Raw genomic sequence first — 14,241 nt, forward strand, 5'->3', positions numbered from 1 at the left:
CAAGGCCGGAATCAGGAATAGTTATGGTGTCCCACGTCCGCGGTGTGTAACACAGGAGAAACACGTCCTTGACGCGCGGGCAACGTCCGATCCATACGGTCTGAGCTGAGATCCGCTGCTGTCTCTCGGTGGCGGACGAGCGTGTCGGGTGACCGTCTCGTGGCCACCCGCCGGCGAAATAGTGAAGGAGTCACCGCACGGTGTACAGCAGCAAAGAAGAACTACTCGAGGGCATCAAGAAGGAAGGTGTCGAGTACGTCGACATCCGATTCTGCGACCTGCCCGGCGTGATGCAGCACTTCTCCATCCCGGCGACGGCGTTCGACGAGAGCGTCTTCGAAGACGGCCTCGCCTTCGACGGTTCGTCTGTCAGTGGATTCCAGTCCATCAACGAGTCGGACATGATGCTGCTGCCCGACCCGGCAACTGCTCAGATCGATCCCTTCCGCAAGGCCAAGACGATGAACGTCAGCTTCTTCGTCCACGACCCGTTCACTCGTGAGGCCTACAGCCGCGACCCGCGTAACGTCGCCCGTAAGGCCGAGGACTACCTGGCCTCCACCGGCATCGCCGACACCTGCTTCTTCGGTGCTGAGGCCGAGTTCTACATCTTCGACGGCGTGTCCTACGGCTCGGAAATGAACGGCACCTACTACGAGGTCGAGTCCGAGTCGGGCTGGTGGAATGCCGGTTCGCCCGTCGACCCCGACGGCTCGCCGAACCTCGGTTACAAGGTGCGCCCCAAGGGCGGCTACTTCCCGGTGGCGCCGTACGACCACTACGTCGACCTGCGCGACGAGATGTCGACCAACCTGACCAACGCGGGCTTCGAGCTCGAGCGTGGCCACCACGAGGTGGGCACCGGCGGCCAGGCCGAGATCAACTACAAGTTCAACACGCTGCTCCACGCAGCCGATGACGTGCTGCTGTTCAAGTACATCATCAAGAACACCGCATGGGCGAACGGCAAGTCGGTCACCTTCATGCCGAAGCCGCTCTTCGGAGACAACGGCTCGGGCATGCACGCTCACCAGTCGCTGTGGAAGGACGGCAAGCCGCTGTTCCACGACGAGGCCGGCTACGCGGGCCTGTCGGATCTGGCTCGCTACTACATCGGCGGCATCCTGCACCACGCTCCGTCGCTGCTGGCGTTCACCAACCCGACCGTCAACTCCTACAAGCGTCTGGTGCCGGGCTACGAGGCTCCGATCAACCTGGTCTACAGCCAGCGCAACCGGTCGGCCTGTGTGCGTATCCCGATCACGGGCAACAACCCGAAGGCCAAGCGCCTCGAGTTCCGCTGCCCCGACAGCTCGGGCAACCCGTACCTCGCCTTCGCCGCGATGATGATGGCCGGACTCGACGGCATCAAGAACAAGATCGAGCCGCACGAGCCCGTCGACAAGGATCTCTACGAGCTTCCTCCGGAGGAGGCCAAGAGCATCCCGCAGGCACCGACCTCGCTGAGCGCCGTCATCGACAAGCTCGAAGAGGATCACGAATACCTCACCGCCGGTGGAGTGTTCACCGAGGACCTGATCGAGACCTGGATCGCGCTCAAGCGTGAGAACGAGATCGAGCCGGTCCAGATCCGCCCGCACCCCTACGAGTTCGCGCTGTACTACGACTGCTGAGTCCCAGCACAACAGCACCGCACACCGCCCGCCCGACGACTCGTCGGGCGGGCGGTGTGCGTCGGGAGTCATCGACTGTGCGTTCTGGCGTCATTCACACGGCCAGACCCCGACGCCGACAACCGAACTCGGCATCGGCGCACGGACGACGCCGTGCAATGCTGTTCGCATGACCTACCCCGGATCGGGACCGAACGGACCGTGGCCGCCGCAAGGTCCTCCTCCCCAGGGCCCACCACCGCAGGGCCCGTATCCGTTCGGTCCCGGTGGTCCGGGAGCCGGAGGATTCGGGGGACCCCCGCAGCCTCCACGGCGCGGGAACGGCACGCTCGTCGCCATTCTCGCGGCCGTGGGTGTGCTGGTGATACTCGCGATCGTTGCGGTGGTCGGCGTGGTGATCTGGGCATCCAATCGCTCCGACGACTCGTCGACCGTCGCGTCGTCGACGAGTACCACGACCACGACGACCGATGACTACAGCGCGCCGACCACCCGCGACTACGATTCGACGGCCACTCCCGTCCTCCCTCCGCCCGCAGCCCCCACCACCACAGCCATCGACTATTACGGCGCCATCGCGGTGTCGACGCAGACCAACCAGATCGGTTATGCCGTCAACTCGCTGACGCGGGCGGACGCCGAGCGTCAAGCTCTCGATCAGTGCGGGGTTTCGAGTTGCCAGGCGGCGATCTGGTGGCGCAACGCCTGCGGCGCCATCGTGCAATCCCAGACCGACCTGTCGTGGGGATGGGCGTGGGCTACAACCGAACAGGCCGCCAGCGACGCAGCCACCACGAGGCTGACGGGTGGTTCGCCGAAGGTGATCTTCAGTCACTGCACCACCAACGCGGGCTAACTCTGCTGCCCTGGTGATGCACTTCACAGCGGGTAATGGGGCCTTCGTACCCTCACACCAAGTGCCAACTACACGTAATCTCTTGGTCATGACCCGCATGCTTTTTGTTGAAGATCTCGTGCCAGGTGACCGCATCAGCATCGACGGGATCAAGGCCGTCGTACGCAAGCAGGTGCCCCACGGCGAGACCCAGCGACTCATCGAACTCGCACACAGCTCCGACAGCCGCACCGACATGATCGTCGACGTCGGCGTCAAGATCGAAGTCTTCTGAGTCACTGCTCCTGAGCTGTCACTGCTCCTGAGTCACCCCACCTGTTCGTTCACGCTCTTGTCGGTGGCCTGCATGTCCGACGTCGTCGTCATGCAGACCACGAGCAGCGCCGTGGCCAGAAGCACTCCGCAGCCAACCCACGCCGCGGCCGACGCCCCATCGACGAAAGCTCCGCGGGCGGCATCGAGCACACTCGATGCCCGGTCCTCGTCGAGATGTCGCGCGGTTGCCGTTGCGCCCGCGAGGCTCGTGCCCGCCTCCCCGACTGCCGGCTGCGCCGGAAAAGCCATGCGATACACCAGGTTCAGCACACTTCCGAGCAGCGCGATACCGACCGCTCCACCGAGTTCGCTCGACGTCTCCAACAGCCCCGACGTCGCACCCGCACGGTCGGCAGGCGCGACACCCATCACGTAGTCGGCGATCACCGACGATGCCGAAACGATCCCCGTCGCGAGCAACGTCGACCCGATCAGTGCGACGAGAAGCGTGTGCACCCCGAGCAATCCCGCGAGCACCCCGAATCCTGCTGCTCCTGTCAGCAATCCGGCGATCATCACCGTCGGTCTGCCCCATCGCACCGAGGCGACGGCTGCCAGTGGTGCGGCCACAGCGACCAACGCGCTGGGCGCGATACTCCACAGCGCGGCCTTCAGCGGCGAGTAGCCGAGCACCGACTGCAGATACTGCGTCACGATGATCGAGTTCCCGAGCAGCGCGAACATACACACGACGTTGGTCCAGATCGACACAGTGAAGCGCCGATCGTCGAAGAGGTCGAGGTCGATCATCGGGTCGTCGAGCCGTCGTTGACGCGCAACGAAGACCGCACCGAGCGTGAGTCCGACGACGAGTGCGACCGCCCCGTCCACCGACCATCCTTCCGCGGCGAACTCCTTGACCGCACCGGCCTGGTCAGACCTGCCGCGCAATAGGCGTCTTTGTCTGTATGCCAGAAAAGGAAACTCGTGACCGAATCCCGTGGATGGGTCGAGTGCACTCGGCGAATCATTTGAATTAATTCATAAATCCAATCGGCACGAAATACATACGCGCACAACATCGTTGACTCCTGCGACTCGGACAGCCGCGGATTCGTGACCAATTCAATGCGATTCCGCGCCTCGCCAAGGGATCGGCCTATTCCCCATGGCGATTGGTCTTATGGTGTGTGAACAACACAAGATCATGCATCTCGAATTGAGCTCAAGTGGCTCGACTCCAGCCACATACCCATGCCCGCGGCCGTGTGCCCGGCCGGAGGAAACACCCGTGTACGCGCTATACGTCATCGTCCAGATCCTGCTGTTTCTGATCCCTTTGGCACTAGGAGCCAAGTACGGCCCGATGGCGCTCATCGGTATGTCCGGCGTCTCGGTTTTCATCCTCGTCGAGTTCATGCGTCTGCGGCCGGCATCCCCACCGCTGACCGCCATTTTCATTGTGCTGGCGGTTATTTCGGCCAGTGCAGCGATGTCTGCGGCCGGCGGCATGGACTATCTCGTCGGCATCGCCGAGAAGGCGTTGCGGGCCCATCCCACACAGATACCCGTCGTCGGACCGCTGGTGGTGTGGCTGTTCACCGTGCTGTCAGGTACCGGCAACATCGCCTTCGCGCTGATCCCGATCATGTACGAGGTCTCGTACGCGGCCAAGATCCGGCCGGAACGAATCCTCTCGACGGCAACCACCGTCTCCCAACTCGCACTGCTGGCCAGCCCGGTGGCAGCGGTGACGTACATCTTCCTCACACTGACCGAGGGCACGGGCAACACTCTGGGCAAGATTCTGCTCGTCACCGTCCCCAGCACACTCATCGCGACGATCCTGACTTCGTTGCTCATGTCGCGGTGGGGGAAGAATCTCGACGACGACCCGGAGTATCAGCGGCGCTTGGCGGCCGGCGAGGTGGAACCACCCAGGCCGGCCGGCGAGGAGGTCGATCGCGAGCTGCCGCCGCGAGCGGCGTGGAGCGCCTACATCTTCCTGGTCGGCGTGATCATCGGTGTCGTACTGGGACTGTTCCAGTCTCTGCGCCCGCACTACGAGAAGTCGCTGTCCGACGGGACCTTTGAAGAGGCGACCGTGTCGATGACCTTCCTGATCCCGATCATCATGTTCGCCGTCGCCGGTTTGATCATGATCGTCTGCAAGATCAAGACGAAGCGAGTGCTGGAGGAAGACATCATCGGTACCGGCCTGATCGCGGCACTGTTGCTGACCACGGTGCCGGTACTGGCGGGCACCATTTTCAACGACCACACAGACGAGATCGTCTCGTTCGTCAACAGTGCCATCGGGCTGTCCGTCGTGCTCTTCGCCTTCATCCTGTTCGCGTTGACAGCGCTGATCCAGAGTCAGTCGGCAACCGTCGCGATCATCGTCCCGGCGGCACTCACGGCAGGTCTGGGTGTCGGACCTATGGCTGGCATGCTCGGCGCCACGGTCGGCAACAACGTACTCGCGTCGATGAGTGGCCTCGGCCAAGCCTGCATCCTGACCGACAAGACCGGGTCGACCAAGCAGGGCTCATTCCTGATCAACGGCTCGTTCCTGGCGCCGATGCTCTTGTGCGCGGTGTTCTCCGTCGCCGCAGGCCTGCTCATACAAGCAGTGGTGTACTGACCGGGCCTCCGGGATAGATCACGCTGCGGTCGCGTCCCCGTCGAGATCGGCAAACAGTTCCTGATTCAACTCGAACGCCGAGATCGCTTCCGCCACAAGGTTGTCGACGTCGTCCTCGTCGATGTCGAGCGCATCGATCCGGTCGCGATAGGCGTCCTTGTAGCGCTTGAGCTTGTCGATGCCGTCGAACGCGTAGAAACTCAGCGTCGACGCGTCGAGGCCGTAGTGTTCGCGCATGCGATGAGCGACAACCTGTCCGCCCGACAGATCGCCGAGGTACCGCGTGTAGTGGTGCGCGACGTACCGTGCCGGGTCGTGGACCGTCGCCTCGATCGTGTCGACATACCGTTGCACGGCAGGCAGTGGCGTGATCATCTCCGGGTCGATCCCGAGTGCGACGAGGTCGGAGCGGAGCCTTTCGGTCCGACGCAGGCGGTCGTCGAGCACGGCGTCGGCAATCGGGTCTCCGGCCAACGCCGAGCCGACCTCTTCGAGCGCGCGGTAGACGAAGTACAACTGCGCTGCCAGCCGTCCGTACTGGTCGGCGTCGAGGCGGCCCGACAGCAGATCGTCGATGAAGGTGGCACTCTCGGCCTGCTGGTGTGCGACGGCGGTTGCCTCGCGCAGCCGTTGGGAGATGGTCGTCATGATGCAACCAGTGATACCACCACGCCCCGGTGATCGGAACCGCGGAGGTCGAAGGTATCAACCGACGACGCGATGAATCCGCGGACGACGACGTGATCGAGCGCGAGGAACGGCGTGCCGCCCCACTTGTCCGTCGGATAGGTGGGCACGAAACCCGCGCCGGATTGCTCTGTGGTGTCGGCGAATCCGTTCTGGAGGAAGTCGCGGTAGCGCACCTGATCCCACGTCGCGTTGAAGTCGCCCGCCATGATTGCCCGCCCCGCCGGAATCGACTGCATCCGAGCGTGCAGCAGGCCCATGTCGCGTACCCAGACATCCGTGCGGCCTCGCAACGGGGCTCCTGGATGCATCGCGAACACCTGGGTGTCGCGTGCGCCGGGCAGATCGGTGCGCGCCTTCAGATTGTGCAGCGCGGTGTTCGGATCGATCTCTCCCTGCCCGGTCAGCGGCGTACGACTGAAGATCGCGGTTCCCATCGCGAGCGTGCCGGGCGAAGCATACGAGTACGGCAACTCCCGGCCGACACCACTGGCCTGCAATCGCGTGAGCGACTCGGGCGTCACCTCCTGAAACGACGCGAAATCGACGCCTTCGCGCGTCACCACATCGGCAAGTTGGTCGACGTCGGCGCCGCCGAACAGCAGGTTGGCCGTCAGCACGGTGAACCGCTCCCCCGCGGGCGGCGACTGCCCGACCCACAACGGCAACTGTGTGAAGCACAACGCCAGTACCGCGGCGATCGCCACCGGCAGAGTCAACCAGCGTCGGAACACGACGAACACGACGACGGCGAGCACTCCGGGCACGATCGCGAACGGCACCGCGCTGGTGAGGAAGATGGTCAGTTCACCGCGCGAGCGAGAGTAGTGCAGCCAGACCGCGACACCGACTGCGACCACCATGGCCCAGCCGACGAGCAGCAGTGCGAACCTGAAGAACCGGCGCATCAAGCCCCACCAACTCTCATCAAGCCCCACCAACTCTCATCGAGCCCTACAAACTCTCATCAAGCGCCGAAGACCTTGAGTACAACGGCTTTTGCGCGGCGGGTGACCCGGAGGTAGTGGTCGAGGAACTCGGCCGCCTGATCCTCCGGCCAGCCTGCAGCAAATGCTATCTGCCGCAACTGCTTTCCCGGGCCGGGGAGCTGATCGACGGGTTTGCCGCGCACCAGGACCAGGCAGTTGCGTGCCTTGGTCGCGGTGATCCACGCGTCCTTGAGCAGCGCGACGTCGTCTTCGGCGAGCAGTTCCGCCGACCCGATCGCGTCGAGCGACTGCAGCGTCGACGTGTTGTGCAGCGACTGGTAGCGGTGTCCGTACTTCAGCTGCAGCAGTTGGACGGTCCACTCGATGTCGGCGAGTCCACCGCGGCCGAGCTTGGTGTGGGTGGCCGGATCTGCTCCGCGTGGCAACCGCTCGGCATCGACACGAGCCTTGATTCGACGGATCTCTTTGACAGAGTCAGCGGAGACGCCACCTTCGGGGTAGCGGATGCGATCGGCCATGTGCAGGAACTCGATTCCGAGATCCTCGTCGCCCGCGACCTGGTGTGCGCGAAGCAGTGCCTGCACCTCCCACGCCTGGGCCCACTGCTCGTAGTACGCGGCGTAGGCGGCGAGCGTGCGCACGACGGGTCCGTTGCGCCCTTCCGGGCGCAACCCTGTGTCGACGATCAGCGGCGGGTCGTCGCTGGGCGTTCCAAGCATCGAGCGGACCACCTCGGCGATGGTCTGCGCCCACCGCACGGCCTTGGTCTCGTCTTCGCCGGGATTCGGTTGGCAGACGAAGAGCACGTCGGCGTCGGAACCGTAGCCGAGTTCGCCACCGCCGAGCCGACCCATACCGATCACCGCGATCCGCGCGGGTGCCGCGCGGCCCTCGACGCGTTCGGAATCCTGGATCGCAAACGTCAACGCGGCGTTGAGAACTGCGGCCCAGACACTCGACAGCGCCTCGCACACCTGCGGTACGTCGAGCAGGCCGAGAACATCCGCGGACGCAATACGCGCGAGTTCGGCACGCCGATGCGACCGCGCTGCCGCAACCGCTCGACGCAGGTCGGGCTGTCGCACTGTCGACGCGACGAGTCCCTTCGCCACGTCCTCCGGACGTACCTCGCACAGTCGTGGGCCGTCGGCACCGTCGGTGTAGAGATTGATCACCTCAGGCGAACGCATCAGCAGGTTGGCGATGTACTCCGACGTGCCAAGCACATGCATCAGACGAGCCGCGACGACTCCGTCGTCACGCAGCAGACGCAGGAACCAGTCGTTGTCCATCACGTCGCACAGCCTGCGATAGTTCAGCAGACCGGCGTCGGGATCCGGTGTGTCACCGATGTATTCGAGCAACTGCGGCAGGATCAAACGCTGCACCTGACCACGTCGACCCGACGCGGATGCCAGCGCACGGATATGACTGAGTGCCCGCTCGGGCTGCGCATAGCCGAGCGCGGAGAGGCGCCGCTGCGCCGACTCGTCTGTCAGCGTCAGTTCAGTGGTGTCCAGGCGGACCGCGGCTTCGAGCAGCGGGCGGTAGAAGAGCTTCTGGTGCAGTCGTCGCACACGGAGGCTCTGATGCTTGATCTGCCTGCGCAGCACCGACGTTGCGTCGAGGTCGCCCTCCCGCCTGATGTGCGCGGCGCGGGCAAGCCACCTCATGTTGTCGTCGTCGTCGAGCTCCGGGAGCAGGTGGGTTCGCGACATGCGCTGCAACTGCAGCCGGTGTTCGAGCAGCCGGAGGAACTGATACGACGCATTGAGGTTGGCGCCGTCGTCGCGGCCGACGTATCCACCCGCCGTCAGCGCATCGAGTGCCTCGACGGTCGAACGGACCCGCAGCGACTCGTCGACGCGGCCGTGGACCATCTGCAGCATCTGCACGGCGAACTCGACGTCGCGAATACTGCCGCTGCCGAGCTTGAGGTTGCGGTCGCGTTCTTCTTCGGGCACAAGCGATTCCACACGACGTCGCATCGCCTGGACCTCGGGCACGAAGTCGTCGCGCTCGGATGCCTGCCACACCATCGGGTTGATGGCGTCGTGATACCGCTGCCCGAGTTCCATGTCGCCGGTCATCGGTCGCGCCTTCAGCTGCGCCTGGAACTCCCACGTCTTCGCCCACCGGTTGTAGTAGGCGACGTGCGAATCGAGCGTGCGGGTGAGCGCCCCGGACTTGCCTTCTGGGCGCAGCGCGGCGTCGACCTCGAAGAAGGCCAACGACCCGACGCGCATCATCTCCCCCGCGATGCGTGCCGACGTTCCGTCTGCCGGCTCACTGACGAACACCACGTCGACGTCGCTGACGTAATTCAGTTCTCGTGCACCGCATTTGCCCATAGCGATCACCGCGAGCCTGACCGGGATCGGCTTGTCGCCACACACCTCGCGGAATGCGACGGCCAGCGCCGCGGTCAGCGCGGCGTCGGCGAGGTCGGCGAGGAGCGCTCCGATCTCGGGAAACCAGATGACCGGTTCGTCCTCGACCGTCGATGCGACATCGTGCGCCGCAACCTGCAAGACGAGGTTGCGGTAGGCCGCCCGCAACGCCACCACGGCCTTCGGGCCGCTGAATCCCGCGCGGTAGATCTTGTTGCCCCGCTCGGTCTCGCCCGGCTCGGCGACCGCGTCGACGGCCGCGAGCATCTGCCGGTTGATCTCGTCGGTGTCGGGGAGTTCGGCCGGAATCAGACGACGCCACGCCTCCGGCTCGGCCACCATGTGGTCGCCGAGGGCGTCCGACGACCCGAGGACCGCCAGGAACCGACCGCGAAAGCCCTTGTCCGTGCGCAGCAGCGTGTCGATTTCCGACCAGTCGTCGCCCACCTGCGATCGCATCCGGACGATCGCGCGCAGCGCGAGGTCGGCGTCGGGTGAGCGCGACAACGCCCACAGCAGTTCGATGGACTCCTCGTTGTTCCACCCGAGGTCGGAGAGATTCTTCTCGGCGTCAGGGTCGAGCAGACCCAGACGCCCCACCGCCGGTACGCCGCCCCGCCCTCGAAGTGTTGTCACACCTAAGAAAATAGCGCCCCGCCCACTGATACCGGACACGGGTTGCCAACAAAGCAGCTACAGCGGGAGGTAGTTCCTCAACTCGAACGGGGTGACCAGGCTGCGGTAGTTGTCCCATTCAGCCCATTTGTTGCGCAGGAAGTAGTCGAAGACATGCTCGCCGAGCGTCTCTGCCAGCAACTCCGACTTCTCCATCTGGTGTAGCGCGTCGGCAAGGCTGCCGGGCAGTTCCTTGTAACCCATTGCGCGACGCTCCGCAGGCGTGAGTGCCCACACGTCGTCTTCGGCCTCGTCGGGCAGTTCGTAATCCTCGACGATCCCCTTCAACCCAGCGGCGAGCAGCACCGCGAAGGTCAGGTAGGGGTTGCAGGCCGAATCGGGGCTGCGGACCTCGACGCGGCGCGACGACGCCTTGTTCGGCGTGTAGAGCGGCAGACGCACGAGTGCCGAGCGGTTCGCGCCGCCCCAGGTGGCCGCGGTCGGTGCCTCCCCACCGTAGATCAGGCGCTTGTAGCTGTTCACCCACTGATTGGTGACCGCACTGATCTCGTTGGCGTGGTGCAGGATTCCCGCGATGAACTTCTTGCCGGTCTCCGACAACTGCATCGGGTCGTCGGGGTTGTGGAAGGCGTTGGCGTCGCCCTCGAACAGGCTCATGTGGGTGTGCATCGCCGATCCGGGGTGATCGCTGAAGGGTTTGGGCATGAACGTCGCCCAGACACCCTCACCGATCGCGACCTCCTTGATCAGGTACCGGAACGTCATCACGTTGTCGGCCATCGAGAGCGCATCGGCGTAACGCAGGTCGATCTCCTGCTGTCCCGGCGCGCCTTCGTGATGCGAGAACTCGACGGAAATGCCCATCGACTCGAGCGCCTCGATCGCGTGCCGACGGAAGTTGGGAGCGGCGTCGTGCACGGCCTGGTCGAAGTAGCCACCGCTGTCGGCGGGCGTTGGGACGCTGCCGTCGAGGGGGGCGTCCTTGAGGAGGAAGAACTCGATCTCGGGGTGTACGTAGCAGCTGAATCCCTGGTCAGCTGCCTTGTTGAGCTGGCGACGCAGCACGTGCCGCGAGTCGGCCCAACTCGGTGTGCCGTCGGGCATCACGATGTCGCAGAACATGCGTGCCGAGTGATGCCTGCCCGACGACGTGGTCCACGGCAGGATCTGGAACGTCGACGGATCAGGCTTGGCGACGGTGTCGGCTTCGGAGACACGCGAGAATCCTTCGATGGCCGAGCCGTCGAAACCTATACCCTCTGAGAACGCGCCTTCGAGTTCTGCGGGCGCGATCGCCACGGATTTCAGATATCCCAGGACGTCGGTGAACCAGAGACGAACGAATCGGATGTCGCGCTCTTCGAGGGTCCGCAGCACGAATTCCTTTTGGCGATCCATGACCGCCGACATTAGAAGTAGCCTGTTAAATCGGTGTTACGTTCATAATTCAAACTCGACAACCTGCACATTTGGCGCAGCCATCTCAGCATGCGAGAGGCCCATTCAACTCAGCGAGATTCGAAAGGTAATCGTCGACGGCCCTGTCGACGCACCGATTACCCTGTAGCGCCGCAGTATGGCCGTATCCGTCGACTGTGATCAACGTGCCGCGGGTGCGCCGAGCAATCTCCTCGCCCACGGCGTACGGCGTCGCCGGATCATGCGTCACGGCGACGACCAGCGGCGCGGGAGACGGCACGCTCGCCGCCGCTCCGGTCTCCGACTGCATGCTCTGGCTCGACGTCGCCGCTGCGTCACTGATCGGCGGCCAGAAGGCGCACGGATCCAGCGGTGCATGCCCGGTCCCGCGACCGTCATCGGTGTAAGGCGCGGCGGCGCGCAGTCTGCGATCGAGGTCGTCATTGTCAGCACGGTCGGTGATGCGCGGACCGTCGGCGCACCCGATCGCGAGGTAGGCGTCGGCCGAGTTGTCATAGCGTCCGCCGGGTCCCCAGCCCTCCAACAGGTCGGCTAGCGACATCAGCGACTCGCCCCCGCGTCCGGCAGCGAGGTCGGCGAGTCCCGAGCGCAACGTCGGCCACAGGTCGGTGCGATAGAGCGCCATACTCGTGCCGTCGACCGCCGATTGGAAGTCGAGTGTGCGACCAGACCCGGCGGGCGCGGGGCTCCGCGTCAATGGCCGTACGAGGCGTTGGTAGTGCACCAGCGCGTCCGCGGGGTCGGCGCCGAGCGCGCACCCCGGCACCCGCGTGCAGTCACGAGCGAAGCCGTCGAACACCTCCTGGAATGACCTCGCCTGCGTCACGGCGGCGTCAATCGGAGCCGCGTCGGGGTCGACCGCCCCGTCGATGACCATCCGAAACAGGCGGTCCGGGTAGCGCTGCTGGTATTCGAGCCCGATCTTCGAGCCGTAGGAGAACCCGATGAAGTCGATTCGGGAGCGGCCCAGTGCCGCGCGGAGCCGGTCGACGTCGTCGACGACCTGGGAGGTGCCGAGGAGTCCGAGGAACTCGTCGCCGGTTCGCGTCGAACACTTCTGCGCAACGCCACGGTTCATCGCCTCTGCGTCAGCGATTCCCTGCGGCGAACGATCACCGGTGTCCGCCTCGCGCTCGGCGTCGAGTTCGGCCGCTGTCCGACACCGCACCGTCGGGACCGACGCACCGACCCCACGAGGGTCGAACGCGACGACGTCGCTGTGCGTCGTGAATCGTTGTGCCGCAAGACGATCCGCGGCTCCGAGGAGATAGTCGACGCCCGAGGCCCCTGGCCCTCCGGGATTGACGATCACCGTCGCGTCGCTGCGCTCCGACGCCCGGAGCCGGGCCACCGCGAGCGTGATCGTGCGACCGTGCGGCTTCGAGGGGTCGAGCGGCACCGCGAGCGTCCCGCACTCCACCCGCGCGGCCGACGGGCCTGCGCCCACACCGTGTGCGCACGCTCCCCAGTCGATCGTCCCGACCTCGGCGGCGCGATCGGTCGACGCGCAACCCGCGCACACCAGCAGCCCCACCATCACCGTGGTCAGCAGCCGCCCCACGCGACCCTGCCCGCACGCACGTCGAGACCGCAGAGGCCTCCGCGCGAGAAAAGAGCAGGTCACCACGGTGATGGTACGGACGCGCGTGTCGACACCGCTGGTCGAGCTTGTCGAGACCCCGAGTGCACATGCCTGCGCGATGTGAGCAATCACACGTCTATCGCGGGTTTTCACCCAGCACTTCGGTGGGACCATGGAGGCGTCCGAACACAGCCCGGGTACCCGCCACGCGGGACTCGAGGAAGAAAAGAGACAACGATGTCCCACGAGGCAGCTCATTCCGACGCGCCCATCTACGGTGGCGCTCCCACGTCCGGCACTTCAGCATCCGGCGAATCCGCACCGCGTCGACGCACCACCCGCATCCATCATCTGGCACAGATGAAAGAGCAGGGCGAGAAGTGGTCGATGCTCACCGCATACGACTATTCGACGGCCCGCATCTTCGACGAGGCCGAGATCCCCGTTCTTCTGGTCGGCGATTCGGCCGCCAACGTCGTCCTCGGTTACGACACCACCATCCCCGTCTCCATCGACGAGCTGATCCCGCTCGCACGCGCCGTCGTCCGCGGCGCACCCCACGCGCTCGTCGTCGCCGATCTCCCGTTCGGCAGCTACGAAGCAGGCCCGCAGCAGGCACTCGAGACAGCCGTCCGCTTCTTCAAGGAGACCGGTGCACACGCGGTCAAACTCGAAGGCGGAGAACGCGTTGCCGACCAGATCGCCACGCTGACCGCAGCCGGAATCCCCGTGATGGCGCACATCGGTTTCACCCCGCAGAGCGTCAACGGACTCGGCGGGTTCCGCGTCCAGGGTCGCGGCGACGCGGCGGACCAGCTCATCGCCGACGCGATCGCCGTCCAGGAAGCCGGCGCATTCGCAGTGGTCATGGAGATGGTCCCCGCAGAACTCGCGGCACAGATCACGCGCAAACTCACCATCCCGACGGTCGGCATCGGAGCGGGCAACGAGACCGACGCCCAGGTACTCGTCTGGCAGGACATGGCAGGCTTCACACACGGCAAGACCGCACGGTTCGTCAAGCGGTACGCCGACGTCGGCGGCGAGTTGCGCACCGCCGCAGCAACATACGCCGACGAGGTGCGCCGCGGGGTATTCCCCGCTCCGGAGCACAGCTACTGATCGTCTGATCTGATCCGCGCGCGGGGCGGCCGACCCGACCCGCGC

At 65.1% G+C, this 14,241-nt stretch carries 11 protein-coding genes; 5 read left to right on the top strand and 6 right to left on the bottom strand.

Annotated elements, in window-relative coordinates; genetic code table 11:
- Positions 1-200: 200 nt before the first annotated feature.
- The 3 genes from glnA (A5766_RS10250) (at position 201) to A5766_RS10260 (ending at position 2,764) form a co-directional block, all read left to right on the top strand.
- Positions 201-1,634, top strand: a complete 1,434-nt coding sequence (glnA, locus tag A5766_RS10250) for a type I glutamate--ammonia ligase (protein WP_064861437.1) — start codon at positions 201-203, stop codon at positions 1,632-1,634.
- A gap of 169 nt (positions 1,635-1,803) precedes the next feature.
- Positions 1,804-2,490 (top strand): DUF4189 domain-containing protein, encoded by a 687-nt coding sequence (locus tag A5766_RS10255; RefSeq protein WP_064904595.1) that lies wholly within the window; start codon positions 1,804-1,806, stop codon positions 2,488-2,490.
- Positions 2,491-2,578: 88 nt separating this feature from the next.
- Positions 2,579-2,764 (top strand): hypothetical protein, encoded by a 186-nt coding sequence (locus tag A5766_RS10260; protein ID WP_049698283.1) that lies wholly within the window; start codon positions 2,579-2,581, stop codon positions 2,762-2,764.
- Between the two features lie 32 nt (positions 2,765-2,796).
- Here A5766_RS10260 and A5766_RS10265 read toward each other — a convergent pair whose 3' ends face one another.
- Positions 2,797-3,636: an MFS transporter gene (locus tag A5766_RS10265; RefSeq protein ID WP_231894610.1), complete on the bottom strand. Its 840-nt coding sequence runs from the start codon at positions 3,634-3,636 to the stop codon at positions 2,797-2,799.
- Positions 3,637-4,036: 400 nt separating this feature from the next.
- Here A5766_RS10265 and A5766_RS10270 point away from each other — a divergent pair, with 400 nt between their 5' ends.
- The gene (locus A5766_RS10270) at positions 4,037-5,389 is read left to right on the top strand and encodes an anaerobic C4-dicarboxylate transporter family protein (RefSeq protein WP_064904597.1); all 1,353 of its coding nucleotides are present in this window, start codon (positions 4,037-4,039) and stop codon (positions 5,387-5,389) included.
- An 18-nt stretch (positions 5,390-5,407) separates the two neighbouring features.
- On the opposite strand, the gene A5766_RS10275 is transcribed toward A5766_RS10270, so the two are convergent.
- The 5 genes from A5766_RS10275 to A5766_RS10295 all read right to left on the bottom strand — a co-directional run bounded on the left by A5766_RS10275 (position 5,408) and on the right by A5766_RS10295 (position 13,116).
- A complete protein-coding gene (locus tag A5766_RS10275) occupies positions 5,408-6,037 on the bottom strand; it encodes a biliverdin-producing heme oxygenase (protein WP_005206457.1) in 630 nt (209 codons plus the stop codon).
- Positions 6,034-6,984 carry an endonuclease/exonuclease/phosphatase family protein gene (locus A5766_RS10280; protein WP_005206456.1) on the bottom strand — a complete coding sequence of 317 codons (951 nt, stop codon included), beginning with the start codon at positions 6,982-6,984 and terminating at the stop codon, positions 6,034-6,036. Before A5766_RS10280 ends, A5766_RS10275 begins: the two co-directional genes overlap by 4 nt.
- Before the next feature lie 59 nt (positions 6,985-7,043).
- Positions 7,044-10,052: a bifunctional [glutamine synthetase] adenylyltransferase/[glutamine synthetase]-adenylyl-L-tyrosine phosphorylase gene (locus A5766_RS10285; protein WP_197501414.1), complete on the bottom strand. Its 3,009-nt coding sequence runs from the start codon at positions 10,050-10,052 to the stop codon at positions 7,044-7,046.
- A gap of 57 nt (positions 10,053-10,109) precedes the next feature.
- Positions 10,110-11,450, bottom strand: a complete 1,341-nt coding sequence (gene glnA, locus A5766_RS10290) for a type I glutamate--ammonia ligase (protein WP_039855829.1) — start codon at positions 11,448-11,450, stop codon at positions 10,110-10,112.
- Between the two features lie 85 nt (positions 11,451-11,535).
- Entirely contained in the window at positions 11,536-13,116 is a 1,581-nt protein-coding gene (locus A5766_RS10295; RefSeq protein WP_231894611.1) for an alpha/beta fold hydrolase, read from the bottom strand.
- Between the two features lie 195 nt (positions 13,117-13,311).
- Here A5766_RS10295 and panB point away from each other — a divergent pair, with 195 nt between their 5' ends.
- Positions 13,312-14,196 (top strand): 3-methyl-2-oxobutanoate hydroxymethyltransferase, encoded by an 885-nt coding sequence (gene panB, locus A5766_RS10300; protein ID WP_005206452.1) that lies wholly within the window; start codon positions 13,312-13,314, stop codon positions 14,194-14,196.
- The last annotated feature ends 45 nt before the right edge of the window (positions 14,197-14,241 follow it).

It is taken from the genome of Gordonia sp. 852002-51296_SCH5728562-b (genome assembly GCF_001665475.1).
Taxonomy (GTDB): Bacteria; Actinomycetota; Actinomycetes; order Mycobacteriales; family Mycobacteriaceae; genus Gordonia; species Gordonia sputi.